Origin of the sequence: Pseudomonas sp., assembly GCF_030147005.1 — a bacterium.
GTDB lineage: Bacteria > Pseudomonadota > Gammaproteobacteria > Pseudomonadales > Pseudomonadaceae > Aquipseudomonas.
In genome coordinates, this window is sequence record NZ_JASLAW010000028.1 from 1 (window position 1) to 25,826 (window position 25,826).

The 25,826-nt window shown below is 58.2% G+C and carries 30 protein-coding genes and 1 pseudogene; 26 read left to right on the forward strand and 5 right to left on the reverse strand.

The features are described from left to right. The 3 genes and pseudogenes from Q1V60_RS02060 to Q1V60_RS02070 form a co-directional block, all read left to right on the forward strand. Positions 1–319: pseudogene (locus tag Q1V60_RS02060) on the forward strand (hypothetical protein); the annotation flags it as partial. Between the two features lie 78 nt (positions 320–397). Beyond that, positions 398–613, forward strand: a complete 216-nt coding sequence (locus Q1V60_RS02065) for a hypothetical protein (RefSeq protein WP_300627014.1) — start codon at positions 398–400, stop codon at positions 611–613. Positions 614–675: 62 nt separating this feature from the next. Further along, complete coding sequence (locus Q1V60_RS02070; protein ID WP_300627016.1) at positions 676–1,251, forward strand: hypothetical protein; 576 nt, start codon at positions 676–678, stop codon at positions 1,249–1,251. 47 nt (positions 1,252–1,298) lie between these two features. Here the strand turns inward: Q1V60_RS02070 and Q1V60_RS02075 are convergent, their stop codons facing one another. Then, positions 1,299–1,610: a DUF1654 domain-containing protein gene (locus tag Q1V60_RS02075; protein WP_300627018.1), complete on the reverse strand. Its 312-nt coding sequence runs from the start codon at positions 1,608–1,610 to the stop codon at positions 1,299–1,301. A gap of 719 nt (positions 1,611–2,329) precedes the next feature. Here Q1V60_RS02075 and Q1V60_RS02080 point away from each other — a divergent pair. From Q1V60_RS02080 to Q1V60_RS02125, 10 genes are all read left to right on the forward strand, one after another. Then, positions 2,330–2,473: a hypothetical protein gene (locus Q1V60_RS02080; RefSeq protein ID WP_300627020.1), complete on the forward strand. Its 144-nt coding sequence runs from the start codon at positions 2,330–2,332 to the stop codon at positions 2,471–2,473. Between the two features lie 63 nt (positions 2,474–2,536). Then, positions 2,537–2,839 (forward strand): hypothetical protein, encoded by a 303-nt coding sequence (locus Q1V60_RS02085; RefSeq protein ID WP_128191778.1) that lies wholly within the window; start codon positions 2,537–2,539, stop codon positions 2,837–2,839. 514 nt (positions 2,840–3,353) lie between these two features. Next, complete coding sequence (locus Q1V60_RS02090) at positions 3,354–3,791, forward strand: hypothetical protein (RefSeq protein WP_300627023.1); 438 nt, start codon at positions 3,354–3,356, stop codon at positions 3,789–3,791. Continuing rightward, positions 3,788–3,979 (forward strand): hypothetical protein, encoded by a 192-nt coding sequence (locus tag Q1V60_RS02095; protein ID WP_300627025.1) that lies wholly within the window; start codon positions 3,788–3,790, stop codon positions 3,977–3,979. Before Q1V60_RS02090 ends, Q1V60_RS02095 begins: the two co-directional genes overlap by 4 nt. Beyond that, complete coding sequence (locus Q1V60_RS02100; protein WP_300627026.1) at positions 3,976–4,170, forward strand: hypothetical protein; 195 nt, start codon at positions 3,976–3,978, stop codon at positions 4,168–4,170. The genes Q1V60_RS02095 and Q1V60_RS02100 overlap by 4 nt, the downstream gene beginning before the upstream one ends. Before the next feature lie 167 nt (positions 4,171–4,337). Next, positions 4,338–5,144 carry a phage recombination protein Bet gene (gene bet / locus Q1V60_RS02105; protein WP_300627086.1) on the forward strand — a complete coding sequence of 269 codons (807 nt, stop codon included), beginning with the start codon at positions 4,338–4,340 and terminating at the stop codon, positions 5,142–5,144. After that, the gene (locus tag Q1V60_RS02110) at positions 5,141–6,769 is read left to right on the forward strand and encodes a YqaJ viral recombinase family protein (protein WP_300627027.1); all 1,629 of its coding nucleotides are present in this window, start codon (positions 5,141–5,143) and stop codon (positions 6,767–6,769) included. The genes bet and Q1V60_RS02110 overlap by 4 nt, the downstream gene beginning before the upstream one ends. Continuing rightward, positions 6,766–7,008: a hypothetical protein gene (locus Q1V60_RS02115; protein WP_300627028.1), complete on the forward strand. Its 243-nt coding sequence runs from the start codon at positions 6,766–6,768 to the stop codon at positions 7,006–7,008. Before Q1V60_RS02110 ends, Q1V60_RS02115 begins: the two co-directional genes overlap by 4 nt. Then, a complete protein-coding gene (locus Q1V60_RS02120) occupies positions 7,005–7,475 on the forward strand; it encodes a hypothetical protein (protein ID WP_300627029.1) in 471 nt (156 codons plus the stop codon). The genes Q1V60_RS02115 and Q1V60_RS02120 overlap by 4 nt, the downstream gene beginning before the upstream one ends. Positions 7,476–7,544: 69 nt before the next feature. After that, entirely contained in the window at positions 7,545–7,877 is a 333-nt protein-coding gene (locus Q1V60_RS02125; RefSeq protein ID WP_300627031.1) for a hypothetical protein, read from the forward strand. On the opposite strand, the gene Q1V60_RS02130 is transcribed toward Q1V60_RS02125, so the two are convergent. Beyond that, a complete protein-coding gene (locus tag Q1V60_RS02130) occupies positions 7,870–8,304 on the reverse strand; it encodes a hypothetical protein (protein ID WP_300627032.1) in 435 nt (144 codons plus the stop codon). The genes Q1V60_RS02125 and Q1V60_RS02130 overlap by 8 nt on opposite strands. 466 nt (positions 8,305–8,770) lie before the next feature. Between Q1V60_RS02130 and Q1V60_RS02135 the strand changes: the two genes are divergently transcribed. Further along, positions 8,771–9,478, forward strand: a complete 708-nt coding sequence (locus Q1V60_RS02135) for a hypothetical protein (protein ID WP_300627034.1) — start codon at positions 8,771–8,773, stop codon at positions 9,476–9,478. A gap of 81 nt (positions 9,479–9,559) precedes the next feature. Here the strand turns inward: Q1V60_RS02135 and Q1V60_RS02140 are convergent, their stop codons facing one another. Further along, positions 9,560–10,078 (reverse strand): hypothetical protein, encoded by a 519-nt coding sequence (locus Q1V60_RS02140; RefSeq protein ID WP_300627036.1) that lies wholly within the window; start codon positions 10,076–10,078, stop codon positions 9,560–9,562. A gap of 47 nt (positions 10,079–10,125) precedes the next feature. Between Q1V60_RS02140 and Q1V60_RS02145 the strand changes: the two genes are divergently transcribed. Continuing rightward, positions 10,126–12,195, forward strand: coding sequence for a DNA cytosine methyltransferase (locus Q1V60_RS02145; RefSeq protein ID WP_300627037.1), 2,070 nt, complete (start codon positions 10,126–10,128; stop codon positions 12,193–12,195). Positions 12,196–12,257: 62 nt separating this feature from the next. Here Q1V60_RS02145 and Q1V60_RS02150 read toward each other — a convergent pair whose 3' ends face one another. Then, positions 12,258–12,650, reverse strand: a complete 393-nt coding sequence (locus Q1V60_RS02150; protein ID WP_300627038.1) for a hypothetical protein — start codon at positions 12,648–12,650, stop codon at positions 12,258–12,260. Between the two features lie 159 nt (positions 12,651–12,809). On the opposite strand from Q1V60_RS02150, the gene Q1V60_RS02155 reads away from it, so the two are divergent. The 5 genes from Q1V60_RS02155 (at position 12,810) to Q1V60_RS02175 (ending at position 15,688) form a co-directional block, all read left to right on the forward strand. Then, positions 12,810–13,010, forward strand: coding sequence for a hypothetical protein (locus Q1V60_RS02155; RefSeq protein ID WP_300627040.1), 201 nt, complete (start codon positions 12,810–12,812; stop codon positions 13,008–13,010). Between the two features lie 70 nt (positions 13,011–13,080). Next, positions 13,081–13,482 (forward strand): HNH endonuclease, encoded by a 402-nt coding sequence (locus Q1V60_RS02160; protein WP_300627042.1) that lies wholly within the window; start codon positions 13,081–13,083, stop codon positions 13,480–13,482. A 49-nt stretch (positions 13,483–13,531) separates the two neighbouring features. Then, positions 13,532–14,671 carry a site-specific DNA-methyltransferase gene (locus Q1V60_RS02165; protein ID WP_300627044.1) on the forward strand — a complete coding sequence of 380 codons (1,140 nt, stop codon included), beginning with the start codon at positions 13,532–13,534 and terminating at the stop codon, positions 14,669–14,671. Positions 14,672–14,714: 43 nt separating this feature from the next. Next, entirely contained in the window at positions 14,715–14,966 is a 252-nt protein-coding gene (locus tag Q1V60_RS02170; RefSeq protein WP_300627046.1) for a hypothetical protein, read from the forward strand. Continuing rightward, the gene (locus Q1V60_RS02175) at positions 14,963–15,688 is read left to right on the forward strand and encodes a hypothetical protein (protein ID WP_300627048.1); all 726 of its coding nucleotides are present in this window, start codon (positions 14,963–14,965) and stop codon (positions 15,686–15,688) included. The genes Q1V60_RS02170 and Q1V60_RS02175 overlap by 4 nt, the downstream gene beginning before the upstream one ends. Before the next feature lie 35 nt (positions 15,689–15,723). On the opposite strand, the gene Q1V60_RS02180 is transcribed toward Q1V60_RS02175, so the two are convergent. Continuing rightward, positions 15,724–15,915, reverse strand: coding sequence for a hypothetical protein (locus Q1V60_RS02180; protein WP_300627050.1), 192 nt, complete (start codon positions 15,913–15,915; stop codon positions 15,724–15,726). A gap of 166 nt (positions 15,916–16,081) precedes the next feature. Here Q1V60_RS02180 and Q1V60_RS02185 point away from each other — a divergent pair, with 166 nt between their 5' ends. The 6 genes from Q1V60_RS02185 to Q1V60_RS02210 all read left to right on the forward strand — a co-directional run bounded on the left by Q1V60_RS02185 (position 16,082) and on the right by Q1V60_RS02210 (position 25,787). Beyond that, on the forward strand, positions 16,082–16,300 hold the full coding sequence (locus Q1V60_RS02185; protein WP_300627052.1) for a hypothetical protein: 219 nt from the start codon (positions 16,082–16,084) through the stop codon (positions 16,298–16,300). Positions 16,301–16,302: 2 nt separating this feature from the next. Then, positions 16,303–16,512, forward strand: coding sequence for a DUF4224 domain-containing protein (locus Q1V60_RS02190; protein WP_300627053.1), 210 nt, complete (start codon positions 16,303–16,305; stop codon positions 16,510–16,512). Further along, a complete protein-coding gene (locus Q1V60_RS02195; RefSeq protein WP_300627054.1) occupies positions 16,513–17,547 on the forward strand; it encodes a tyrosine-type recombinase/integrase in 1,035 nt (344 codons plus the stop codon). Between the two features lie 487 nt (positions 17,548–18,034). Beyond that, positions 18,035–18,550 carry a hypothetical protein gene (locus tag Q1V60_RS02200; RefSeq protein WP_300627055.1) on the forward strand — a complete coding sequence of 172 codons (516 nt, stop codon included), beginning with the start codon at positions 18,035–18,037 and terminating at the stop codon, positions 18,548–18,550. 234 nt (positions 18,551–18,784) lie between these two features. Further along, positions 18,785–20,413, forward strand: coding sequence for a methyl-accepting chemotaxis protein (locus Q1V60_RS02205; RefSeq protein WP_300627056.1), 1,629 nt, complete (start codon positions 18,785–18,787; stop codon positions 20,411–20,413). 250 nt (positions 20,414–20,663) lie between these two features. Continuing rightward, a complete protein-coding gene (locus Q1V60_RS02210) occupies positions 20,664–25,787 on the forward strand; it encodes a DUF6543 domain-containing protein (protein WP_300627057.1) in 5,124 nt (1,707 codons plus the stop codon). Positions 25,788–25,826 lie beyond the last annotated feature (39 nt).

The window sequence follows — 25,826 nt, forward strand, 5'->3', positions numbered from 1 at the left end:
GCTTGATCTTCGCAGAGAATCATTTCTTGCTGAGCAAGCAATCAGGGATCAAGCATGGGAAGCAAAATTTTCCGGCTTTTTATCCACCCAGGCTGAGCGGGACAAGCGCTTGGATGAGTCGGTTTCCGGAATTCGAGCCGACCTTACGCGACTTGGTAGCCTCAAGCTAAATATTTGGGGCGCGATGCTCACGGCTGTAGGCGTAGGTCTGGCAGTTGCCGCGCTAAGCGTAAGCTTTTACCAGACCGGAAAAGCTGAAAAACCACCAACAGAAATTTTGAAGCCAGCGGCTCCGCCGACAGCTAAATCCGGATCTTAAGAGAGTCCGGCCCGGCGCCGGACTTCTTGTTTCTGGACTCCTTGCTACACTTTCGGCTTCACCTTCTGGAGCCGCTCAATGCCTGCGCCCTACTCCCTCCCCGATATGCTCGAACGCATCTACGAGAACCAGCTCGCCCTTGAGGCTGCACTGATGGAGCTGACACTGTTCGTAGAGAGTCAAGGCAACGCCGAGACCGGCGATAACGTACGCGGCGCCTTGGAGACCATCGGCGAGAACGCCGGGCACATCAAGCAGGGCTTGGCCAGGCTGAGAGCCAGGGAACAGGACTGACCACCAATGGTGGGTGTACGCCACGAATGGTAGAGTGCGGGCTCAATTACGGGAGGGATCCAATGAAAGGATTTGGGACGTTCGCGCTGATCGTAGGCGTCTGCTGGCTGATCTTCGCACTGAGCATGGACGTGTCCGTGTCGACCGGCGCTGGCGGCCGAGTCAACAACATGGGCCTGATGGCCGACCGACAGATCCACACCATTGTTGGCGGATTGATAGCGCTCGCCGGCCTTTTCATGGTTTTGCTGGGTGGTAAAGGCTCCGCTGCGGCCGCCCAGGTAGAGAAAGATACTCGTCCCTGCCCTATGTGTGCCGAGAGCATCAAAGCTGCTGCGATCAAGTGTAAGCACTGCGGCGCGGATGTTGAGTCGGTAGCCGCCCCGCGCCTAAAAAATGGATGGGTTGCATCAACTGCCTGTCGTGACGAAGAAGAACAGCAGAGAACCATTGAGGCAATTGCCAGCACCGGACTTCCAGTTGTTTCGATGATAGGCCTGGCTGTAGGCGCTGGCCCATTTGAAACCAAGGAAGAGGCCAAACGGGCTCTGATCACGATGCGCGACGGCCCCAGGCTATTCAGCGAGATCGTCTACAGAGACTCGGTGAGCGGCAAGTATCCACCGATTACAGACTGACCAATCATCCATAATGAGCCCGCCAAGCGCGGGCTTTTTCATGCCTGTTAGAAAGGCGCTGGCTCCTCTTGAGGCTCAAACTCAGCCTCTCCCTTCCCTGCCACCTCGGCTTCCTGCTGCTCCCATCTCACCGTCACGCTCCCGTCATCATTGAGCGTCAACTCAAGCTCGTCCGTCTCGGCGATCACGCTCAGCACCTCTTCCCACTCACGATCCCCATCTGTGTCAAGGCGATGAATCGTCACCCAGCGCTGCGCCTGCGCCACGGGGTGGTTGATCATCGATGAGACGCGCAGCCCGAGCCGCGCCATACCGCTTACTTCCTGTCGTGCTGCCGGTGCCGCCTGCTTCTTCGCCATGAAATTCCCTCCCGGTAATCACTGTATATCCGTACAGGCCAGACAGAATAATATCCCACGCTTCCCGAAAACGTAACCGAGAACTGCCGTGTTAATTCGCAAAAATAAATCACTTTACGTGTTGACGAAATAAACACGATGCGTGATAGTTGACCCATCGCAGCGACGCACAGCCACTGCGAACCGCTCTTTAACAGTCTGACGTGACCACCGCGACGTACCCAGGCCATTACCTGGGTCGGAAGAAGCTAAATCGCCGCCCATGCAGCCTCTGGATAGCTGCCGTACTCCCTCATGTGAGTACGCGAAACCACGCAAGCCAGCCAGGAAGAACACCGGACACGAAATGTGTGACCTGGCCAGAGATATGAATCGGGCGATGCGCGTGGTGGAGACAACAGATTTCCTCGATGACCTTGGCGACAGGGTCAACCGGAAAATCGGACGGAGTAGACGAAATGCCAACGAAGCGCGGAAGCGAAATTCAAATAGGTGACGTGATCTACCTAGGCCTGGGAGATCGCACTGGCAGGGTCGCCGACTTCAAGGCGCACCCAAGGCTTGCTGAGCTGCACCCAGGCTTGACGGCCAGGGTCGCGGTAACTGATCGAGGCTCAATCACGATCATCGACCAGCAGCCGATCAGGGTGCCGGAGTGAAGCTTTCACTGGCAGGCCTTCGCAAGAGGGCCTGACGGGAAATCAAAGGAGAGCATGGCAATGAGCAAAGATCAGCATAAAGAGCATCAATTCATGTGCCGTCAGGCGGCTATCGCGGCACGGCGAGGCGGCTTTAAAAGCTTGAGGCGAGACGCCGTGAAGGCTGCGCTTCTGCATCGACGAATGGCGCAAAAATCAGCATGACGGACCTTTTCACTGATGCCCATCCATGGCGGTGGGCATTGGGAAAACAACCGGAGCATGACCATGAACAAAGAAGAGATTTACGACAGCCAGATCAGCCCGCTCATGCAGCAGGTTATTGCGATCAGCAAGGAACACGGCATCGCGATGATGGCGAGCTTTTCCATTGGTCACGATGGCGAGGGGCCGAACGGCGAAGACTGCTCGAATTTGACGTGCAACACGTTGCTGCCTGATGGAGCTGGCGAGCCATACCCAGTTTTTGCACAGGCGAACGCATTGATCCGCCGCAACGGCCGGCCTGCTCCACTGATGTTCACCACAGATCATGGCGACGGCACCAAGACCATGACAGCGGTCATCTGAACAACCAGCGCCACGACAGCCTGTCGTTAACTGCCCGAGGCCCTGGTACTCCCCAGCACCAGGCCGCATCGGGGTGTGATCTGAAAGCCCGCAAGTGAGGGCGCCAGAGAACGGAACGGAGCTTGCGAGCAGGTAGCGCTCTGGCCAGATCACACCCCGATGCGGACGGAACTGCGGCCTATAACCGCCCACCTGCATCACCGCAACAAGCAGATGAATGCCCGGGCTGACGGGCGAGTGTAAGACCTGAGGGATCGCGGGAATCGTGGCCGGTAGAGTGAGTAAGCGCCCAGATGGCCACGGCGAGTCCAAGAATAAGCGGCTGAAACCTTCGCCCCGGTGAAACTCCGGTGTCACTAAGGCCGCTAATAGTCGTGCCGGGATCAGCTCCGGTCATCTGCCCCCTTCCCCACCTCTATTACGTCAGCACTCCTCCCCCGCGCCCATCGGCAACCAGCGGGAGGCATGAGTGTTGACGAATACAGGTAAACAACCCGCCACTTTGGAGGCGACCATGAACGCAGCATTGAAGATATGCCAGGAGCGTTTCGACGCTCAGTTGCCTCCAGAGGTCAGCGAGGGCGAAGAGGTGACCGAGTGGCTTGAACGTTCGGCGGAGCGCCTGGTGTGCGGCGTCGATATCAAATGGAAGCGCCGCCACGGTCAGCCGCAGGTGGTGACATTCGACCGGTTTTGCACTGTCCTGCAGGGCCACCTGAACCAGCGCCAGATTGACGGTCTGGACCAGCGTGATTCGTTTGCCCGCCTACTGCTGTCGGCAATGCTCGGCAGCCAGAGCGATGCCAGGGCCCACGCCGCAGACCTGCTGGGCCAGCAGCACCCGATTGAGGCGGTCGAGAAGATCGCTGTAGCGCTGCTGCGGCCGTATGCCGAAGACGCTGTAGCAGCGGAACGGGAAGAGCGCGAAGACGACGTGGATACGGACCTATGAGCCCGCACATCCTGATCGACGAAGCGCTGGAGGCGCTTGTGCATCCCAGCAGCGAGCCCGGCGCCCAGCGCATAGTCCTGACAATGATCACCAACATGCTCACCGGCAGCGTGATCACCATCGAAGAGTTCAACCACTACTGCAAGCGCCTGCTCAAAATCTGTCGGCAGCGCGAGGAGGCAGCATGACCACCGCACCGGTTAAATCCTTGGTCGACGAGCAGCTCGAAGACATCGAGCGTCGCATCGCCATCCGGGGCTTCGGCCTCCCCTTCAACGAGCTGATCGGTCGAAAGCGTGAGGATCTAGTACGGGACTTGCCCCAGCGCCTGGCACCAACCATGAAGGGTGGCAGGATCGCTGTGAGGGTTCGGCCGTGACTACCCACCAGCGGACCAGGCGCCTACTCATCTGGCGCGGCTCATTCTCTGCCCTCTCCCTCTGCACTTTCCTGATGTTGCTCAGCGCCCTCGCCGACCGGATCGCCCAATAACCAACACTTCAATCGCTGCGAGCATCGCGGCAAGGAATCCCCATGTCCGCAGTAATGAAGCAGGACGACAACACACCTGCGATGTCGGAGGCCGCGCTCGTTGAAGTGCTGACCAGCAGCCTCTACCCCGGCGCAGAAAAGAACTCGGTTGTGATGGTCCTGGCCTACTGCCAGGCTGCGCATCTGGACCCGATGTTGAAGCCGGTGCACATCGTTCCGATCTGGAACTCGAAGACGAAAAAGATGCAGGACACGGTGATGCCCGGCATCGGCCTGTACCGCATTCAGGCGGCGCGCACCGGCCAATACGCCGGAATCAGTGAGCCGGAATATGGCCCTCCAGTGACTGCGAAGTTGAGCGGTGTAGAAGTCACGTATCCCGAATGGTGCCGCGTTACGGTCAAACGGCAGATGAGCAACGGCCTGGTGGCCGAATACACAGCCAACGAGCGCTGGCTCGAAAACTACGCAACAGCCAGCAAGGACACTGCGGCACCCAACGCCATGTGGAAGCGTCGAGCATTTGCCCAACTCGCCAAATGCGCCGAGGCACAAGCTCTGCGCAAAGCATTCCCTGAAGTTGGATCGGCGCCAACGGCCGACGAGATGGAAGGCAAGGCATTCGAGGAGCCGACGCGCGATGTCAGCCCACGACAGCAAGCCCAGCCTGAGCCGGAAGCGCTGCCCACCTACCCCGACGACCTGCTGACCGAGAACATCGCGAAGTGGCAGCCACTAATCGACTCGAACCGCACCAGTCCTGAACACCTCATTGCGACCATCAGCAGCAAATACACGCTGAGCCCGGCGCAGATTGAAAAAATCACCAACCTCAAAGCCCTCGATGGAGACGCAGCATGAAAATTCACAACGTAGCTCAAGGCTCCGCCGAGTGGCTTGCCCTCCGCGCTCAGTACCGCACCGCTTCAGAAGCACCAGCAATGATGGGCGCCTCAAAGTACCAATCCCGCACCGACCTGCTGATCGCCAAAAAGACGGGCATCACGCCGGACGTCACACCTTCTCAGCAGTATGTCTTCGACAAGGGACACGCAACCGAAGCCCTGGCGCGCCCACTGACCGAGGCATTGATCGGCGAAGAGCTTTATCCGATCGTCGCTACCGAGGGCAATCTGCTCGCCTCCATGGACGGCGCCACAATGCTCGGCGAGACGCTGTTCGAGCACAAGCTTTGGAATGAGTCGGTCGTGGCTCAGGTAAAGGCCGGCGACCTAGCCCCGCACTACTACTGGCAACTTGAGCAGCAACTGCTGGTGAGCGGCGCCGAGCGAGTGATCTTTGTTTGCTCGGATGGCACGCCGGAAAACTTCGTGCACATGGAGTACCGGCCCGTCGCTGGGCGCGCGGCCCAGTTGATCGAGGGTTGGAAACAGTTCGAGGCAGACCTGGCCAACTTCGAAATGGCCGATGCTCCTTCAATCATAGTCGGCAAGGCGCCTGATGAGCTGCCAGCCCTGCGTATCGAGCTGACCGGCATGGTCACCGCCAGCAACCTGAAGGTGTTCGAAGACTCGGCGCTGGCTGTCATCGACTCGGTGAAAACCACGCTCTCCACGGACCAGGACTTCGCCGACGCAAAGAAGGCGGTCAAATGGTGTGGCGATGTCGAGGAAGCTGTCGCTGTCGCCAAGAAGCAAGCCCTGTCGCAGACCCAAAGCATCGACGAGCTGTTTTCGTCGCTGGATCGCATCAGTGCGCATGCCCGCGAGACCCGCCTGAAGGTAGACAAGCTGGTGAAGGCTCAAGAGCTGCTGGTGAAGACCAACATCAAGCAAAAGGCCGAGCTCGCCCTGGCGGATCACATCGCCGCAATCAACAAGACCCTTGGCAAAGTCACGCTTCCTCATGTCGTTTCGGACTTCGCCGGCGCCATGAAGAACAAGCGCACCATCGCCAGCCTTCAGGACGCAGTTGATACCGAACTGGCCCGGGCAAAGATCGACGCAAGTCAGGCAGCGGACAGCATTCGCCTCAATCTCACCAGCTTGGCTGAACTCGCCGTTGATCATGCCTTCCTGTTCAGCGACGTGCAGCAATTGGTGACCAAAGCCAATGACGACCTAGTGACGCTGATCAAATTCCGTATCTCGGAACACCAAAAGGCGGAGAAGGAAAAGGCCGACGCGAAACGCATCGCCGAAGAGCAAGAAGCCCAGCGCCTAGCCGCCATCAAGCCAGAGCCAGTTGTGGAGAAAGTGGCGACACCTGAGCCTGTCCGCACCGCTCCGGTACAGGCGGCGGCACCCGTCGGCCAGGCCACAAGGGCTGTGGCGAGCCACAACGTGGAACAGGTAGCGCTGCACGCCAGCGTGACGGACTTCGAGGCCTTGGTGAAAGCCGTGGCTTATGGCCAGGCGCCGATCACTGTTCTGTTGGTCAACTGGGACGCGCTCGACACAATGGTCGCAGCGCAGGGATCAACCTTCAGCATGGCCGGGGTGACGCTCGGCAAGGCGGCAGCATGATCAGCAACCTCAGATCAGACATCGAGTTCCGGCGCGAGAAAGCGCTGGAGCTTTCCAGTCAAGTCCGGCGGCACCTGGCCGCCGGCGGTAAGCTCACCATCGGCGATAGTCCGCCGATGAATCCAGACCCGGCGAGGCGTTCGGAATTAATCGACCCGACAACCATGCTCAAGCGCCGCAAGCCGCCCATCACCCGGGCCGAGCGTGAAGCGCTGGGCAAACTGGCGGAGGCATTATGAGCAAGCGCAAGCCGCATAACCTGCAGGCACGAATCGCCCGGTCGTGCCGCTCACTACTGGCATCCAACCACGTCGCAGTAGTGAACATCGATCCCAGCGGCCGCCAGGGCATGATCAACTACAAGTCGCTGAAGAGCATCGCGCCGGGGAAGATTGGGCAGGCCGTCTGCGGCATTCCCCACCGCTGGACGATCTACCTAAGCGCGCTTTGCATCGACGCCCGCGGCGACCGGTACAGCAAGTCGGTTGAGGTGGCGCCCGATGGCGTCTACCTCTCCGACCATCTGGAAGATGTGATCGAGCATTGCTACAAGAAGCTGCGCGATGAGGCAAATCAAAGGCAGATGGTGGCTTCAGGTTGGATTGCTATCCCGGAAGCGATGTCGCTCGACGAGGCGCACGCCGCACGGATCTTCGAAGCCGCCGGCGCCTGGCACCAAGTGCAGGTCGATTCATGCGCCGCATAGCCCGCACCCAGCAACGCAAACGTCAAACCTGGCTCGCACTGCCGGCCAGCGGGATAGAAGAGGTAGGCCATGGCAGCAGTACCGCAGGACCAGCGCTCGGCCAAAACTTCCAAGAAGCGCGTGGCGAATGCCGAAGAGGAATTGAGGCTCAGGGTTCGCCCAGGGGCGCGCAAGGCTCTGGCCGACCTTATGGAGTGGTCAGGCATTACTGAGCAGGGCGAGGCGATGACGCTGATGATCCACCATCTGCACGCAATGGGCGCTGCGAAATGCCAGCCTCTGCTGAATCCGCCGCGCCACGAAATCGAGATATCGCAAAACGTGGCGCGGGAATTCCGCAATAAAAGCCTGCTCGCCATCCAGAAAGACCCGGGCGACGAGATTATCGAGCCAACTATTTAACCGATGCAGGAGGTGTTGCATTGACAACAGGATCTGCGACATCTGCCGGCTGCCCAGTCTCAACGTCACGAATTTCATACCTCCACCATGTCAACGATGATATTCCGTAAAGTCCATAGGTACGGCCGCCCACCAGATCAACAGTCATTTCAATCGGAGCAGTTTGCTGTTGCGCGGTAATAAACTTACGAACTTGAATCTTATGCCTGCCTGCACCCAGGCGGTACTCGCTCTGGCGGCTCAACCAATAAAGGGTTTGATCGTCGTCGATCTTAAATATTGTTAATGATTTGTCGAACTGTTGGATCGTAGCGATTTGGGTGCTTGATTTTCCTTCTGCACTTTTGTGCTCGTAATGAATACATCCGGTCAGCGTGAAGCTGAACATAATCATCGCTATAAAACGCCAAAAAATATCGTGTCGCATCAGTGTCCCTCCTAGGCTCAAATCCAAGGTGCGGATTGATACCTTATCCTTTTCCAAAATTCCACCCTACTCGCTGCATCCGGTAACCGGAGGGCGGCGCCTACCTGAGGTAAACGCAACGCCCGTACTTCATAGTGCAATCCACAAGATCGACAAGAAGCCTGATGGTTGCCTTGGCCTCACCACTTATCAGAAAAATAAAGCATGGCGCATCCAATGGTTATTGCGACTACCGGCTTAATTAGTTCCCCTCCAGCGCCTTGGCATGCAGCGAACCGATATAGGTTCGAGATCAATGAAAGCACCCCAACGCACAGCAAGATGATTGAAATCCAACGCTGAACCCGAAATCTTGTTTTATTGCTCCCGATCCACAAACTGAAACCCTCCCCGAGCCCTCAAAACTTAACAATACAGTGTGCGGTCTGTCCGGTCACGGAGGGCGGCGCCTGACTGGAGATTTATCATGACCTTCATTGCCCGGGTAAACCCTAAGTACTTTGCCGCCATCCATCATTGCGCCGCCAAAGGCGACGTCCGTTACTACCTGAACGCTGTGCATATTGAGCGGCACCCCTCTGGTGGTGTGCTGATCGTCGCAACCAATGGGCACTTCATGGGGGCGATGCACGATCCTGACGGTTGGATTGACCCAGCCCGCGAATCGGTTTTGCTCGGCAGCGCTTCGAAGCGCTTGCTGTCAGCCTGCACAGCTCGACGAGGCGCAGATCATGAGCCCCCCGCACAGCTTTGGATTGCTGAAAAATTCTCGCTGGTATCGAGCCAGGTAGAAACCACCGAGGAGCCTGAGCTTTTCGGAGAAACATCGCACCTTACCGAGAAAACGGAACTGGTCGACGGCGTATTCCCAAGCTGGAGAAAGGTCATGCCGTCTAAGCGGCGGACACAGGTTGAACCGTTCCCGTGCCTAAACGGTGAGTACCTGGAGGTGTTCAATAAGATTGGGGTTCTGCTTTCAGGCCAGAAACAGTTCGGCGGTGGCGGCATCAGGCTTGAGGCAAGCGAAGGAAAGGGCTCAGTAGTGGTGCGATTCAACCACCATGAACTCGTTGATCGATTCCTGGGGATCGTCATGCCAATGCACGCGGACCCAGTTGAAAGCCTTCTACCTGAATGGGCTGCGCCGAAAGACGAAGATCAAAAGGCCGCCTGATCCGGCTCCATGCCGGTCACCCGTAATACCCCATATCACTGAACAGCGCCAGCCGGCGAGGATCCAGGGCGGACGACTGACTCACGCTGCCGGCTTTTCATTTTCCCTATAGAGTTGTTCGACCCGTTTGAGCGTCCTCATCACCTCTAGACGTTCTTTGACGACAGGGATTCGTTCGTAATCCTTATCAAAATCCCGACCTATGCAAATTGATTCCGCAACTTGCAGCCCAATGACGCTGCTCGTTCTAAGAGTCATCAGAACAAATAGGTCTTCGCCAACTGAGTCGTCGACAGGTATCCCCGAAACCATCATCGCCTCCTGTCGCCAGTCCTCAACACGTTTGGCGCTCTTAAATTGATGCGCATGGTGTACATCATCTGCGGCACGCTCGAGCTCTTCAAACATCGTTATGAGCCTGTCGATAAGTTGGCGAAGCCTTGACTGCTGCAATTTTATTCTTTGAGCCCTAGCCCGTTTTGTATGCCACAACGGAATGCCCGCAGCCGCAAAGATTGCAATAACCGAAAAAACTGCCTGAACCCAAGATGCCAATCCTGGGTGATGCTCGATCCAGTACGACACACACTCCCAGCTCATAACCCACTCCCCTGTAGATCCCGGAACTATACCGGTGAGGAACCCCTATGTCCGCACAACAGAAGAAACACCCCTTCGATTTCAAAACCCAATACGGACTCGGCTTCAACCCTCAGGACGATGAGATCGTTGTCGACTTCTTCTGTGGTGGCGGCGGCGCCGGCACCGGCTTGGAAATGGGCCTGGGCCGCACGGTGAACGTGGCGAAGAACCACAGCCCACAAGCGATCAGCATGCACACCGTGAACCACCCCGGCGCCCAGCACTTCACCACCGACGTGTTTGAGGGTGATCCGGACACCGAGTGCGGCGGCAAGGCCGTAGGTTGGTTCCACATGTCGCCGGACTGCACGCACCACTCCCAGGCAGCCGGCGGCCAACCGCGCAAGCGAGAGATCCGTAACCTATCGTGGATCGGCCTCAAGTGGGCAGGCATGAAGCGGCCGCGAGTGATCAGCCTGGAGAACGTTAAGCAGATCCTGCAGTGGGGTCGCCTGATCGCCAAGCGTGACAAGGCCACCGGCCGCGTGGTGAAACTCGGCGGCGAAGTTGCAGCACCTGGCGAGGTTGTGCCGGTGGGCCAGCAGTTCCTGATCCCTGACCCGAAACAGCGTGGCCGTACCTGGCGCCGATTCGTGGCGCTGCTTGAAGCCATGGGCTATGTCGTTGAATGGAAGGTGATCAGGGCGTGTGACTTCGGCGCGCCAACCAGTCGGGAGCGCCTGTTCATGATCGCCCGCTGCGACGGGCAGCCGATCGTTTGGCCGGAGCCAACCCACGCCAAGAACCCCACTAAGGGCCAGCAGAAGTGGAAGACCGCCGCCGACTGCATCGACTTCACCGACTTGGGCAAAAGCATTTTCGGTCGCAAGAAGGACCTGGCCCCGGCCACCCTGCGCCGCGTTGCCAAGGGCATGAAGAAGTTCGTCATCGACAGCGCGGCGCCATTCATTGTGCCGATCGCCAACTGGTCCGGGGAAACAGTGCAGTCTGCTGACGAGCCGCTGCGCACCGTCACCTCCTACCCGAAGGGCGGGGCCTTCTCGGTGGTCAGTCCGATCATCGCCCCGGCAACGCACCAGGGCAGCGATCGCATCAATGACCCGCTCGAGCCGCTGCCGACGGTGACCTGCGCGAATCGCGGTGAACTGACGCTGATCAGCCCCGTGATGGTTACCGCTGCTCACGGTGAAGGGAAGCCAGGAGGCGTTCAGCGTTGGGGAGACGGTTGCAAATCCTCTGCTGACCCGCTGGGAACCGTAACAGCAAGCGGCGGGCACTCTATCGCATCCGCGCATCTGGTGAAGTTTCGATTCAACGACGCGGGCAAGGCGCTGGACGAACCACTGCCGACCATTACCAGCGGCGGCAACTATCAGCGCCCGGCCGGTGCCGCACACGCCATGGGCATATCCACGGTGTTCATGGCGCAAATGAATGGCGGCTTCAACGCCACCGACGCCAAGAGCATCGAAGACCCGATGACTACGGTGACCAACACCGGCAGCCAGCAACAGCTGGTGGCGGCGAACCTGGTGCACCTGCGCGGCAACTGCGATGCGCGCGACCTCAACGACCCGTTGCCCACCGTCAGCGCCGGCGGCCAGCACCACGGGTTGGTCAGCGCATTCATGGAGCGGGCATTCGGCGCCAGCGTGGGCCAGGGCCTGGAAGACCCGGCGCCGACCATCACCGCCGGTGGCGGCGGCAAGAGTTCGCTGGTGTCGCTCACCCTCTCGCCAGAGCATGAAGCCGGTGCCCTGCGAGTCGCTGCCTTCCTGATCAGCTACTACGGTACCGAGAACATCAGCGCTTGCGATGCGCCAGCACCGACAATCACCACCAAGGACCGCCTGGCCATGGTGACCGTTATGGTCAAGGGCACGCCCTACGTGATCGTCGACATCTGCCTGCGGATGCTGAAACCGTCCGAGCTGTACAAGGCCCAGGGTTTCCCGGCCGACTACATCATCAGCCACGGTGCCGACGGCAAGCCGTTCACCAAGACCCAGCAGGTTCACATGTGCGGCAACAGCGTCAGTCCGCCGCCCATGGCAGCGCTGGCGCGGGCCAACGACCCATGGCGCGCCGAGCAACGCCAAGCACACGCCGCATAACTCCCCCACTCCACCGCCTGGGCATGGCCCGGCAAGGACTCTCCGTGCCTAACAAAGTAGTGCTATCTAGTTTTCTCAGAAGATCGTCCAATCTCTTCTCGAGTAGGCATGGTCCAGTCGGAGGGCCGCCTGTCGTAGACAGACTCCTTCTTCGGATAGCCATCGATTCCAAAGCCGATCAGATAAATTGCAAACGCAACACCGGCCAAAACTGCCCTCCATGTAGGCGAGGCGTCTTTGGAGAGCCCTCCAGGTCCGATCGCAACCCAACCACCACGAAGATAAGCGAACACAGCTTGACCAAACCAGGCTTGCAGCATCAGCACGGTCCAGAAATTTCTCCAGTCCCCCACGAATCTTGAAGTCGCGCTCACCAGCGAGGCGGCAACCATCAACAGTAGTATCAAGTACCGGTAGCGTTTCAATAATCCCAGAACGCCATTTTCGATTTCCATTCAGTTAATTCCATTACCTATCAGGAGGAGCCAGCGGGATGACGGTTGTGAATGCCCATGATCTGGTAACGAGGGAGAATGCCGCAGTACCAACATTTTTCAAGCTGATGTAAAAAGTACAGCTGCCATTTCAGAAATTCACTGGATTCCGACCAACACATGCAGATCATTCGTACTGGAACAGTTTTGACTGGCGAATACGCCGGTTGGACGATAGAAATTCAGGATGACCGCGCAGGTGAAACCGGAGGTTATTACCTGTTCCTGGTCCAAAACGAATCAAATGGTTTCGATTCTTGGTTTGAAATCATAGAGCAGCTGCAGCAACAAATTTCAGAACTCGACGTTCGCTGGAATTAGCGCCTCACTCTTTCGTTCCACCCCTCCCCCTCCCCCTTCAAAGTCAGCCGCTATAGCGGCAAGGAACCCTATGCGCCTGAAGAAAGCTGAGCGCGAGCAAGTGCGCTTGAAGTACGGCGGGCACTGCGCATACTGCGGGGTGCTGCTGGGTGACCGGTGGCACGCCGACCATCTGGCACCGGTGGTACGTGAGCTGCTGTCCAAGCAGACCGCCTCCGGCACCTGGAAGCTGGTCTCCGGCAAGCCGCTACGCCCTGAGCATGACGTGCTGGAGAACATGATGCCGGCGTGCGCGCCCTGCAACATCAGCAAGGGTGGCCAAACCCTGGAAGGCTGGCGGACCTGGATCGCCGGTCACATCAACTCCCTCAACAGCTACCACCCCATATACCGCTTGGCCAAGTCCTACGGACTGATCGCCGAGACCGGCGCGCCGGTGGTGTTCCACTTCGAAAAGGAGCAGCAGCCATGATCGCCATCCTCTGGTCCGCCTACGTCTTCATCTACAAGGGGTCGAGGCCATGAAACAGCATCGCGTTTTGATCGGCGACTGCATTGAGTCGATGCGGACGCTGCCGGATAAATCGGTTCACATGTGCGTGACCAGCCCACCCTACTACGGCCTGAGGGATTACGGTGTCGAAGGCCAGATTGGTCTTGAGGAAACACCAGCAGAGTTCATCGCTCGGCTGGTTGAGGTGTTCCGAGAAGTGCGCCGAGTACTTCGCGACGACGGCACGGCCTGGGTAAATATGGGTGACAGCTACGCCGGCAGTTGGGGTGCGCACGGCCGTGATGATATGGGCGTCGGAGTATCGACACTCAGCCAGCGGCAGGTGATGGCAAGCCAGCGTAAAGCCAAAGCGACAACCCACGCGGAGTACAAGCCGAAAGACCTGATGGGCATGCCTTGGCGACTGGCCTTCGCTCTGCAGGACGATGGCTGGTACCTGCGGCAGGACATCATTTGGCACAAGCCAAACCCCATGCCGGAATCAACACGCGACCGCTGCACAAAGGCCCACGAATACATTTTCTTGCTCAGCAAGTCTCGCCGGTACCACTGCGATATGACGGCGATCCGCGAGCCTGCGATATACGGCGCAGCACCCAGCGGGGTCGGTTTCGGCCATGGCTTCGATGCAGTTACCAAGCCGAGAGCAACGGTACCGACCGGCTGGGACACATCAATCGGCGACGGTGGGCACGGTGCTTTCCACAAAGACGGCGCAGAGCGAGCACGGAGGGACAGCTTCAAGCGTGAAGGTTCGAAGCGAGAGCAAGCCATACCGGGCCAAGCAGTCGGCACGCATCGACCCGACCGCGAGGAAAGTTCATGGGATGTAGCCACCCGAAATAAGCGCAGCGTCTGGACCGTTGCAACGCACGCATTCAAGGAAGCCCACTTCGCCACGTTCCCGCCTGATCTGATCCGCCCGTGCATCCTTGCCGGTGCGCCACTCGGCGGCACCGTGCTTGACCCTTTCGGCGGCGCCGGTACCACTGCGGTGGTCGCCATGCAGGAGGGCCGCAAATCCATCCTGTGCGAGCTGAACCCGGAATATGCCGCAATGGCTGAACGCCGGATCGCTTCAGCCTGGCTCGACGGCGCGGCGCAGATGGATGTCTTCCGCGACACAGTGCAACACCCAGCAGCCTAACCCCAATCCCCCTACATGCCTGCCGGTAAGCGGCGGGCGAGGTATGCGCGTGAATATCTATCGACACACCTTCGTAGCCGTCTGCCCGTCCGACGGCGAAACGATCATCTACCGCCTTGAGTTGCGGTCTCCCGCGATGATCCACGTTGAGCACATTCGGGCAGCCACGGCCTTGATCAAAAAGGGTTGGCACGAACAGATCGCCGACCGGCTGGCTGAAGCCCTGGGCGGCGATCAAACCATCATCGCCACGCACCAGGGCGTTGAGATTGAAACAGTGAGGCTTAGCGAATGATTGCGTACCATGGCACGCCAGTCGGAGGCACCCGTCAGGACGGCGCCCGGTTCCTTGCAGGCCGGCATGCCCTGGTGCCGTTCCCACGCCAGGACGACATGGGGATCGTGGCTGATGTGTGCCAGTCGTTCGTGTTCGACAACGGCGCGTTTTCGGTTTGGAAGAAAGGCGGCAAGCTGGATGTTGATGGCTACACCTCCTGGGTTGAGCAATGGCACCGGCACCCAGGCTTCGACTGGGCACTCATTCCGGATGTAATTGACGGAGACGAGGCGGCCAACGATGCGCTTATGGAAGCCTGGCCCACAGGGTTGCGCGGCGTGCCGGTATGGCACCTGCACGAATCGCTGGAAAGGCTGCAGCGCCTCGCCGCCGGTTGGTCGACAGTGGCCATCGGCAGTTCGGGCCAATGGGCACACCCTGGAACGGCGGCCTGGTGGAAGCGGATGGGTGCAGCGATGGATGCAGTCTGCGACGACAAAGGCCGACCAGCGTGCCGCCTCCACGGCCTCAGGATGCTCGATCCTGCGATATTCCAGCATCTGCCATTTGCATCAGCCGACAGCACGAACGCCGCGGTGAACGGTGGAAGCATCAGCCGATTCGGCATGTACGCACCACCAACTGCCGGCCAGCGCGCCAACGTCATCGCCGACCGCATTGAGTCGCACAACAGTTCCCCGATCTGGCAGCGAGAAACCCAGGCCGAAATGGCGCTGTAATCCTAATCCCCATACATGCCTGCCGCTGAACGACGTTAGCGCAACTGACTGTCGACCCAGCGCTCAGCAGCAGCCATGGCCTCGCCAAGCGCGGCTGGATAGTCCGTCCATGGCCCGGAAAGCTCAGCAGCAACCTCGCCGAGCCCATGAATTGACGCTGATTCAATGATCCATGCTGAAACCGGAGCGGCGTCGTTCGGGCGCCGCCAATCGAACTTGAGAAACATAGTGTGGCCCCGATAAGCGTGGGCAATTGGCATATCGAAATTATGTGCCACACGCCTCCCTGACGCCTGTACGAAGTTGAACGCTATTTGTAGTTCTTCTCCGCTTCGTTTGCCATAGAGGCACATAGCCATCCTTCACCGCCGCTCAGAGCGGCAAGGACACCCCATGTTCGCTATGAAACTCACCCTGATACTGCTGGGCGCTTTGCTGTACCTGGTAGGAACACCCGGCTGGTTCTTTTGGGCCGGGCCCGAGTTGCTGTCCACCGGCACCACCGAGACACTGATCTACGCCCTCTTCGGTACCTGCGCCTGGCTGCTGATCTCCTTTGGCCTGGCAATCCACATTATCAAGACAGCGCGGCCCACAGCGGGCGGGAGGTAGGTATGGAAATTCATTTTCTGTCGCATGAGGAAGTTTGCACACTCACAGGCGCAAAAACGAAAGCCGGCCAAGTGCTAGTGCTAAAGCGGAACGGGATCCGCCACACCATTAAGCGCAGCGGCTGGCCTTGTGTCATCGCTAACGCCCTAACCGGCGAGCCGGTCGCAGCATCAGCAGAAAAACCAAAATGGCAGCCACGCCTGGTGAGTTAAATGGGAAGGAAGCCAACAAACCCTGATAGCGTCACACGCCTCAGGAAGCGCAAGCAGCGCAGCGGGACAATCTATTACTACTACGACCTCGGGGGCACGCCCAGAAAAGAGATCGCCCTGGGCAGCGATTATGGAATGGCTATCGTTGAGTACGCGAAGCTCGAGAAGAGCCGCGCGTCCTCGGCCCTGGTACAGGACGTACTCACCTTTGCCTACGTCGCAAACATCTACATGCTCGAGGTGGTGCCCACCAAGGGATTAGCCACCCAAAAGGATAACGCCAGAGAGTTGAAGCAGTTGCTGAAGTTCTTCGACGATCCGCCGGCACCGCTGGAAGCGATCGAGCCACAGCACGTTGTCCAATACCTGCGGCAGCGCGGCAAAACAGCGCCGGTACGCGCCAATCGCGAGAAAGCTTTGCTCAGCGCTATCTGGAACTTCGCCCGGAGCAGTGGTTACACGTCGCTGGCCAACCCGTGCGCCGGCGTTAAGGGGCACAAAGAGTCAGGCCGCGATCAATATATTGAGGACGAGATGTTCGCCCTGGTGTACCAGCACGCCGAACAGCCCCTACGGGATGCGCTTGATCTGTTCTATCTGACCGGCCAACGGATCGCGGACACGCTAAAAATGGATGAGCGAGACATCCGTGACAATCGGCTGGCCGTGAAGCAAGGCAAGACGAATGCAAAAAGGAGGATTGAAATAACGGGCGAGCTGAAGGTTGTTATCGATCGAATCATGGCCAGGAAGGACGGGCACAAGATACGGACAAGTAGGCTCATCGTTATGGATAACGGACAGCCTATGACCAGCAGCATGTTGCGAGGGAGGTTTGACGCGGCCCGTGAGGCGGCCGGCGTAGAGAAAGGAGACTTTCAGATGCGCGATCTGCGCGCCAAAGCCGGTACCGACAAGGCAGAATCCAGCGGTGACATCCTGCAGGCTCGCGACCAACTCGGGCACACAACCGTCGTCATGACGGAGAACTACATCCGTAAGAGGATCGGCAAAAAGGTCACGCCCACCAAGTGAATTCTGCACCGCAAAAGTTTTAACCCCCTTGAAAACAAAGGGCTGCAAGCGAGGTAAAAACTACTCGTAGCGGTGCAGAATAGACGCTAACTTGTTGTATTTAAAAGAATACCTTGCGGACTTAAAATCCCCCGCTCGTAAGGGCGTCCCGGTTCGATTCCGGGTTCGGGCACCATCGATATCAAGGGCTTGCCAGGGAAACCTGAGCAGGCCCTTACTTTTTTTGCTGCGCAATTCTGTGGCCTGTTCCGCAATCCCCTCCCCCGCGTCCTGCCGAAACACACTTCCCAAATCCAGCGCCAACCAGGTTAGTTTGATGGCTGGAGAGCCTGACCAGGTGCAGAAGACTTTCAGGCATCTACGACTTCGTTGCGGCTATGAACATGCCCAACACAATGGCGAACTCCGTGGGTGAGCCTCAGCCCTTGGTTGCATGCAATGGCGAGGCCTATAATCAAGAATTCAGGGTAGAACTCAGGAAGCCAAATTGAAAAAGAATTCATATGGATATTTGCTGCCAGTGATTTTTGGAGGTTTGCTCATCGTTTCCTTGATCTTTACCTGGCATCATTACGTTTACTCCAAAACCTTCTTCAAACCAGACTTACAACGCAGCTACCTCATCGCCTCATCAGTGCTGGCGATCATAATCTCGCTGGGCATATTCATTTTCAAAACACACCTTACGCCCAATGACACCGCCAAAAATATAAAAGTTATTATCAGCATTCCGGCTGCATCTTTTATGGTATGCATGGCTATATTAAGCATTCCATTTTCACTTTCGGTTTACCTCGCCAATGGCGTCCAAAGCAGCTATACGGCGACCTATAATGAATCCTTTGGCGGCAGAAGAAGCTGTGCCGGGATTGAGTTCTTCGAACCAGAGTTGAACAAAGAAATTAAAGTCTGCCACCCAAACGTTGCCAACTACAGCGGACAGGTAAAAGTTTATAAAATCAGCACCGATAACGGCATCGTCATAACGCACACAATTATTTAATGGTTTTTTAGAATGACAGTTTATAACTATAGAGGGCTACACGACTAGAGCGAGGAAAGATTCACTTTTCAGAGATAATAATTAAATAAATCTGTCACCTTTTTACCGGAAAGCAGGCCAGTACCTGGGGGAGATACCTGGCAAGACGGTTACGGCGCATGTGTTGCATCCGATGGACGGGCTGTTGCCGCTCAATCTGCTGCCGATAAAGTGGGCTCACGATGAGGTATCACCATGATCCTGCGAAAACTCAATATCGCCCCACGCTCTGCACTTAGTTTTGGTTTTTTTTGCTTGATGATCATCGGGTTGGGGGTGGTAGCTCTCATCCAGGCATCAAGCTTGAACGACGCTGAGAAGTTTGTAGAGAACAACGTAGTGCCCAGCATTTCGATACTCGCCAAGATGGACCGCGAGTTTTTAAGCATTCGAAATAATAATTCGAGGTTGCGTAACCCTATTGAGCCTGCTGAGCGCAGAGCTCAAGCGCTCGTAGAGGTACAGAAATCGCGCGGAAGTTTTGAAGAACTTATTCAGAAACTCCAACCGCTCATCGTGACTGATAAGGGCAAACAGCTGATCGTGGAGTTGGCGAAAGATTACAGCACCTACGAGGGCGTCCAGGATCAATACCTGGTCCTTACAAGCGCCGGAAAATTCGAGGATGCCGTCAAGCTGTCCAGCGAGGTCATGAAATCTGGGGCGGATGGCGTAAACACCGTTCTCCAGAACCTGATCGAACTCAATAACAATAAAGCAATGAACGCCGGCAAAGAGGCGACGCGTATTTATGACCAAAGCAAACTGATCGTCGGCGGTTTCATTCTGACGAGTACGCTGGCTGCGATCATTTTGGCCTTTATGTATACCCGAAGCCTCACCACCCCGGTGAATCGGTCTTTGGCCATCGCTGAGCGGATCGCGAAAAACGACCTTAGCGAAGTGATCGATGTGCAAGGCACCGATGAGGTAGCGCGGCTGATGCAGGCTTTGAAAGCGATGCAGGCTAACTTGCGTACAACGCTCCTTTCCATATCCGACTCATCCAACCAACTGGCATCCACCTCCGAGCAAATGCATGCCGTAACTGAAAACGCGAATACCGGCATGCAGCAACAGAGCCACGAAGTGGAAATGGCCGCTACGGCTGTTACCGAGATGAGCGCAGCAGTTGAAGAAGTCGCTCGAAATGCCTCGGCCGCATCCGAGGCCGCTACACGGTCCAATTCGGCGGCTATAGCCGGCCGCGCACGGGTGGATGAAACCGTCGAAGCGATTAGCCTGATGGTCTCAAGCGTGGGAGACGCGTCCAATGAGGTGCAAGGGCTCGCAGTGATGGCTACCGACATCAGCAAGGTGCTGGACGTCATCAGGGCCATCGCCGAACAGACTAATTTGCTCGCCCTCAACGCTGCGATCGAAGCCGCCCGGGCAGGAGAAGCCGGCCGCGGGTTCGCGGTGGTCGCAGATGAAGTTCGAGCGCTCGCGCATAGAACCCAAACGTCTACCAGCGAGATCGAACAGATGATCACGTCCATTCAAAAAGGCACTGGAGCCGCTGTTTCTGCGATGAGCAATACCAACACCCAAGCGCAAAAAACACTCGATACCGCGCGTGGTGCTGGGTCGGCATTGGTGGAAATTACCGAAACCATCGACGACATCACAGAGCGCAACGTGCTGATTGCCACCGCCTCCGAGGAGCAAGCTCAAGTGGCCCGGGAAGTGGATCGAAGCCTGGTCAGTATCCGCGATTTGTCGAGCCAGGCGGCTGACGGATCCAACCAGACTGCGCTCGCCACTTCGGAACTTTCGAAGCTAGCGGTTGAACTGAACCGCATGGTCAATCAGTTTCGGCTATAGCTAAAAACCCTGAAGCCTATTTCTTCAGGTATCCGGCCTCGATCAATTCTCTACGGATCAGATACGAGTCACCGTGTATAACCCCACTCATGCCTCTCGCCCGAGGGGCAGTACTTAGTTGTTTTTCAGTTCTGATTACTGGGTTCAACCCGCGTACTTACGCGGGTTTTCCACCTATATTTCGCGCTTTTAATCCCCCGAGCCGCTTACATAATCAAAGGACCAAAGATCATTTAAAGGTCACCCGTTCATGGCAACTCCGACACGTGCTCCGGCCGAAAATCCCGGTACCCATCACCTGTTCATCAAAGAAAAAATCCCGCCGTGGTTGAGCAACACTTCCCTGCCACGCGTCGCGGCACTCACCTCGCTCAACCCCGAACGTGCGGGCCACCACAAGGAGCCCACCACGGCACAACGCAGCGCCCTGAAACAGGCACTCGGTGCGCACTGGACGGCGCAAAACGCCCTCGATAAAAAACTCGGCCACCTGAACGACATTCGCGCCTTTGCCGAACCTTTGCTGAAAAAGGCCCTGAAGGCCTATGGCGATATCGATGTGCGTCAGACCTTCCTGCGGCTGTACGCGCCCGCCGACCTGCCGTGGTGGGTAGTCGAAGGAAAATCCGGAGTCAAAAGCCGCACCGTTTCCCTGCTCGACGCCGCCCTGCATAACTTTTCGGCCTCGGAAACGATCAGCGACTACGCCTTTTTATCGGCTGCAGACAAGAGCGGACAACAAGACATACTCACGTTTATCCACGGCCAGACACACGAGAAACTCACCGCCGACACGTTCAAAAAGTTGTGTCGAACCCTGGATATCGGCGCCCGCTATCAACAACAGGTACGTGCCACGCTGGGTTTCGATGACGCTCACCTCGCCGCTTCACTGCGCCACAAGGTAATCACCCAGCAAAAGGCCGCCCTCAACAGCGCTGCTCACTTGGCGTTGATCAATCATCACATTGCCGCGGATGCCTACGCATTCATTCAACGGTTACTGCGCGACGCGCCAGGTTTGCGGCTGGGTGGTTTAACCCTGCAGTTGCATACCCTGGATATCCTGGAGACGAGGCTCATGGGCGTGCTGGTGATTGCGCCGCAAGACGCGTTGCCGTTCGGCGACGGCCGGGTGCTGGTGTATATCCCCGACGACCCCGAACACCCCCTCAAGGAATACCCCGCATTCGGCGCCTTTGCGACCGAGTTCGCGCAACGGCTGCGCGCTACCGCAGATCCGGACGACACGGTTCCGGGGAGCTACCCGCAGTTCATCAGCCAGTTCATCGCCCATGACCAGCGCGGTCGGTTTCTTGCCGTGCTCAAGCAACGTTTGTATGAATGGCGCCGGGAGCCCAGGCCTGCGGTGGAAGGCCCGACATGGACACAGAAGCCCGTCGACGCGCCCAACCTGCAATGGCGCCTGCAAGCCGTGGAAGACGATACGCAAAGCCGCTCCTGCACGCCGGTGTGCGACGACATCTGGCAATACCTGTACCGGGTGAAATTCAACAAGATCGTCAATGATTCCCGGGAAATTGCCATCAGCACCGCGTATGCCGACCGCATGGCGCGCTGGGCCTGGTGGGACAACCTGGAAAAAATGCTCTCCGATGTGTTCAATGCCGCGTTGCTGGTGGCTACCCCGTTTGTACCGGTGCTGGGCGAACTGATGCTGGCCTACACCGCTTATCAACTGGCCAACGACGTCTTTGAAGGCATCGTCGACTGGGCGCAAGGCAATCGTATCGAGGCTCAGGAACACTTGCTGTCGGCGGTGCAAAACGTGGTGCAGGGACTGCTGTTCGAGCGCGGCGGGAAAATTGTCGAGGTCGCCAAGGTGAAGTTGTCGGCCTTTGTCGACGGCTTGAAACCGGTGGTGCTGGCCAATGGCGAAACCCGCCTGTGGAACCCCGACCCCACGCCTTACCAACATCAGAACCTGGAGCTGCCTGCGGACGTGACGCCCGATGAAGCGGGCCGCCACCACCATCAAGGCAAACAGATCGTGCAGGTCGAAGACCAGCAGTACCAGATCGAGCAGGATCGGATCACGGACGAACATTATCTGGTCCATCCCGAACGCGCCGACGCTTACCGGCCACAGGCCAGGCTCAACGGCAGCGGCGCCTGTGTGCTGGAACACGAAACGCCACGTAGCTGGGACGACGCCCGCCTGATGCGACGCCTGGGCCCACAGACCCGGGGCCTGAGTGACAGCGAGCTGGAACAGATCCGCGTCATCAGCGCGGTTGACCACGGCGCCGTGCGCCACATGTATGTCAACAATGAACCCGCTCCCCCGCTGTTGACCGACACCTTGAACCGCTTCAAGAGCGCCAAACGTCTGAAGGCCGATATCGACAACATACGCAACGGCCGACCGCTGGACCCGGCATCCTATTGGTTCGAGCAGATGGTCACCGAGCTCAAAGGCTGGCCAAAGGACAAGGCCCTGCAGGTTTACCTGAACGCTGACCGCACCGGCGTGGTTCATCGCTACGGCAGCCGTTCGGCCCAAGGCGACGATGTGCTGAGCCTGAGCACCGGGGAGGTGATGTCGGGCCAGCTCCCGGAAAAAGTTCTGGCCTTTCTCGATCAACCACAAATCGACACCCTGCTCGGCGGCAGCGTCAGCAGTGAGCAACAGCCACAGGCGTTGCGCGACCGGCTGGCCAGCTACGTTGAACTGCATACCGAAGCGGTCATCCAGAACATGGACTGGAAGCAGCAACTGACCAACGACCCCGACGTGCTGTTGCTGCGCACCCAATACCCCGACCTGCCGCTGAGCATCGCCCGGCAATTGCTGCGCCACGCCCGGCAGCGTGAGTTGAAGGTGATGAGCGACGAGAAGCGGCTGCCGCTGGAAGTGAAAAATAACCTGCGCGAAGTGGATTTCGAAGTCACCACCACGCACCTGTTTGAACAGTTGCACCACGACCTGACGCTATCGCCAAAAGCCGAACGTCTGATCCTCAACACCCTGCTGCTTTACAGCGATGCCATGGCCGGCCTGCGCATAGAAGTGCGTGAAGGTACGCTGTTCAACGATGTTCGCAGCGCCACCGGCGTGTCGGACGCGCCCACTGTGCGCGTGCTGGTGCGCGATAAAAATGCGCAGTACCGCGTGTTCGATCTGGAAGGCAATAAGCTGCACGGCCCCTCGGACTTCTACACCGCAACCCTGCGCTGCCTGCCCTCAGCTGCATCGTTCAGCGACGCTGCAAGCCTGCGCCGTTGGGTGATCGACAAGGCCGTCGAGCCTGCCACCCGGCGTGAGGTCCTGGCTGACCCGCCCATTCCTCAACAGGCTGCGACCGAAACCGTGACCCTGCTGAGGGGTGGTTTCATGAGCCGCCTGGGCAGCGCCGGGCCCGCTGAAAGTACCTTCGAAAGCTTGCAGCGGCGGATCAAGACCGTGTTGCCCGACATGACTGGCGAGGGCGCGCGGCGTTTTGCCCGCGCGTCGCAAACCGCCGAAGGGCGGCAAGTGCTGGAGGCCATCGAAACCGAAGGCAAAGCGCTTTCCAAGGCCCTGGACACTTACGTAAGAGCACGCTCGCGCTGGCCCAAAGGCAGTCGCCTCGAAGCCGTCACCCGGCGCCAACGAACCGCGTATGCCGACAAACTGCTGGAAACCTGGCGCGCCGGCTATACCCGCCAGCACGACCCGTTCAGCGCCCGACGCGGCGCGGTGCACTTGAGGTTGTCCGAACTGCCAAGGCCGGATTCGCTGCCCGACCTGCCGGTCCCCCTGAAGCACGTCACCCGTCTGTACATGAACGACTGTGATTTCTCCTCTGACCGCACCTCTTTTCTGAAGCACTTCCCCAACCTGCTGCGATTGCACCTGGAAGGCAATCTACTGGAAACCCTGCCGCCCGCTATCACGCAGATGCGTTCACTGGAGGAGCTGAACCTGTCCAACAACCGCATCGTTCTCGACGCGGACGCGGTCAGCCGCTTGCGCACGATGTCGCGTCTGCGCCGGGTCACGCTGGCCGACAACCCATTGGGCTTGCCGCCGGATATCAGCCTGATGCCCGACCTGCACATCCTGCAACTGGGCAATACCAGGATCAGCGAATGGCCGGTCGGGCTGTTTGCCCAGGCACGCGATGAGAATTTCATTCTGGAACTGCACGGCAACCCCATCACCCATTTGCCGGATGTGCCCATGGGCTCGGAGCACGCCGAGGTGATCGCCCTCACCCGCCTCGACCGCACACGCCTGAGCGCCGATTACCGCGACCTCTTCGAGGTGTATCGAGAGTCTGTGGGGCTGGACCCCATGCGCACCTACGAGCCCATGGGCGACAGCGATTTCTGGGTTGAAGACCTGGGTGAAACCACTGGCAATGTCTACCGAACCCACTGGGATGACCTGGAAAATGAGCCCGGCTCCCAAGGCTTCTTTGAAGTGATCCACGCGCTGGAACCGCCTGACTTTTTTCAAGACCCCGCCGATCTGCTCGCCTATGAAAACAACCTCACTTACTTGCGCACGCAAGTCAGGACCATGCTGTCGACCATGGTTGAAGACGCCGAGCTGCGCCAAAAACTGTTCACGATTGCGAACTTTCCAGGCCTGTGCCCGGATGCGGGCAGGCAGATCTTCAACCAGATGGGCATTGAAGTGGAAGTCACTCGCGCGCGACGCTACAGCAGAAACCTTGCCGAGCGCGAAGCGCGACTGGTGAGACTGGCCAGGGGTGGCGCACGCCTGAAGCTGCTGAACAACGTTGCGCGCGCCGACATCGCCCATCGCATCAAACCCACCGAAGAAGGCGGACTGGGTTTGCGTTTCAACTCGCAGATGGAAGGCGGTGTGCCGGGCACCGTTGATGAAGTGGAGGTTTACCTGGCTTACCAGACGCGCCTGGCCCGTCAACTGGATTTGCCCTGGGTCAGTGAGTACATGCTGTACCGCGACACCGCCAACGTCGACGATGCCTCCATCAAGCAAGCGCACGACGCCGTCCTCGAACTCAGCGAAGGTGACGGGCTGGTGGACCAGATGCTGCTCGAACCCTACTGGGAAAGCTTTCTCAAGGAGCGCTATGCCGAGGAATACGCACAAAAAGGGCAGGACATCGACGAGCGCTTTCTGTTGCTTGACCAGTTGCAGAGCAAACAACTGGCCTTCTCACAGGCGCAACACCTTGGAGAGGCCGCGTTGGCGGATAAACACGCGTCACTGAAAACCCTCGCCGATCAGCTGGACCTGCCCCAGGAGCAAGTGCTGAACGGCCAGCCCATGAGCGATGAGCTGTACAACCGGGTGCTTAACCGGCTGGGTGATCAGCGCCAGCAGTGGCTGCGCGAGAAAACCCATGCCTCGCTGGGGGTGATCGACCACGCCGCATAGACAGCAATGGCGAAAAGGCCGGGGCGGATAAGCCAAGGC

Bases quoted from the DNA above. Each gene is read 5' to 3' on its own strand.
- Q1V60_RS02125 (WP_300627031.1), top strand. From the start codon at position 7,545: ATGGCAGCAGTACCGCAGGACCAGCGCTCGGCCAAAACTTCCAAGAAG.
- Q1V60_RS02135 (WP_300627034.1), top strand. From the start codon at position 8,771: ATGACCTTCATTGCCCGGGTAAACCCTAAGTACTTTGCCGCCATCCAT.
- Q1V60_RS02205 (WP_300627056.1), top strand. From the start codon at position 18,785: ATGATCCTGCGAAAACTCAATATCGCCCCACGCTCTGCACTTAGTTTT.
- Q1V60_RS02180 (WP_300627050.1), bottom strand. From the start codon at position 15,915: ATGTTTCTCAAGTTCGATTGGCGGCGCCCGAACGACGCCGCTCCGGTT.
- Q1V60_RS02090 (WP_300627023.1), top strand. From the start codon at position 3,354: ATGAACGCAGCATTGAAGATATGCCAGGAGCGTTTCGACGCTCAGTTG.
- Q1V60_RS02210 (WP_300627057.1), top strand. From the start codon at position 20,664: ATGGCAACTCCGACACGTGCTCCGGCCGAAAATCCCGGTACCCATCAC.
- Q1V60_RS02065 (WP_300627014.1), top strand. From the start codon at position 398: ATGCCTGCGCCCTACTCCCTCCCCGATATGCTCGAACGCATCTACGAG.
- Q1V60_RS02145 (WP_300627037.1), top strand. From the start codon at position 10,126: ATGTCCGCACAACAGAAGAAACACCCCTTCGATTTCAAAACCCAATAC.
- Q1V60_RS02170 (WP_300627046.1), top strand. From the start codon at position 14,715: ATGCGCGTGAATATCTATCGACACACCTTCGTAGCCGTCTGCCCGTCC.
- Q1V60_RS02085 (WP_128191778.1), top strand. From the start codon at position 2,537: ATGAACAAAGAAGAGATTTACGACAGCCAGATCAGCCCGCTCATGCAG.
- Q1V60_RS02100 (WP_300627026.1), top strand. From the start codon at position 3,976: ATGACCACCGCACCGGTTAAATCCTTGGTCGACGAGCAGCTCGAAGAC.
- Q1V60_RS02080 (WP_300627020.1), top strand. From the start codon at position 2,330: ATGAGCAAAGATCAGCATAAAGAGCATCAATTCATGTGCCGTCAGGCG.
- Q1V60_RS02195 (WP_300627054.1), top strand. From the start codon at position 16,513: ATGGGAAGGAAGCCAACAAACCCTGATAGCGTCACACGCCTCAGGAAG.
- Q1V60_RS02155 (WP_300627040.1), top strand. From the start codon at position 12,810: ATGCAGATCATTCGTACTGGAACAGTTTTGACTGGCGAATACGCCGGT.
- bet (WP_300627086.1), top strand. From the start codon at position 4,338: ATGAAGCAGGACGACAACACACCTGCGATGTCGGAGGCCGCGCTCGTT.
- Q1V60_RS02115 (WP_300627028.1), top strand. From the start codon at position 6,766: ATGATCAGCAACCTCAGATCAGACATCGAGTTCCGGCGCGAGAAAGCG.
- Q1V60_RS02185 (WP_300627052.1), top strand. From the start codon at position 16,082: ATGTTCGCTATGAAACTCACCCTGATACTGCTGGGCGCTTTGCTGTAC.
- Q1V60_RS02165 (WP_300627044.1), top strand. From the start codon at position 13,532: ATGAAACAGCATCGCGTTTTGATCGGCGACTGCATTGAGTCGATGCGG.
- Q1V60_RS02160 (WP_300627042.1), top strand. From the start codon at position 13,081: ATGCGCCTGAAGAAAGCTGAGCGCGAGCAAGTGCGCTTGAAGTACGGC.
- Q1V60_RS02140 (WP_300627036.1), bottom strand. From the start codon at position 10,078: ATGAGCTGGGAGTGTGTGTCGTACTGGATCGAGCATCACCCAGGATTG.
- Q1V60_RS02120 (WP_300627029.1), top strand. From the start codon at position 7,005: ATGAGCAAGCGCAAGCCGCATAACCTGCAGGCACGAATCGCCCGGTCG.
- Q1V60_RS02075 (WP_300627018.1), bottom strand. From the start codon at position 1,610: ATGGCGAAGAAGCAGGCGGCACCGGCAGCACGACAGGAAGTAAGCGGT.
- Q1V60_RS02130 (WP_300627032.1), bottom strand. From the start codon at position 8,304: ATGCGACACGATATTTTTTGGCGTTTTATAGCGATGATTATGTTCAGC.
- Q1V60_RS02110 (WP_300627027.1), top strand. From the start codon at position 5,141: ATGAAAATTCACAACGTAGCTCAAGGCTCCGCCGAGTGGCTTGCCCTC.
- Q1V60_RS02095 (WP_300627025.1), top strand. From the start codon at position 3,788: ATGAGCCCGCACATCCTGATCGACGAAGCGCTGGAGGCGCTTGTGCAT.
- Q1V60_RS02070 (WP_300627016.1), top strand. From the start codon at position 676: ATGAAAGGATTTGGGACGTTCGCGCTGATCGTAGGCGTCTGCTGGCTG.
- Q1V60_RS02175 (WP_300627048.1), top strand. From the start codon at position 14,963: ATGATTGCGTACCATGGCACGCCAGTCGGAGGCACCCGTCAGGACGGC.
- Q1V60_RS02150 (WP_300627038.1), bottom strand. From the start codon at position 12,650: ATGGAAATCGAAAATGGCGTTCTGGGATTATTGAAACGCTACCGGTAC.
- Q1V60_RS02190 (WP_300627053.1), top strand. From the start codon at position 16,303: ATGGAAATTCATTTTCTGTCGCATGAGGAAGTTTGCACACTCACAGGC.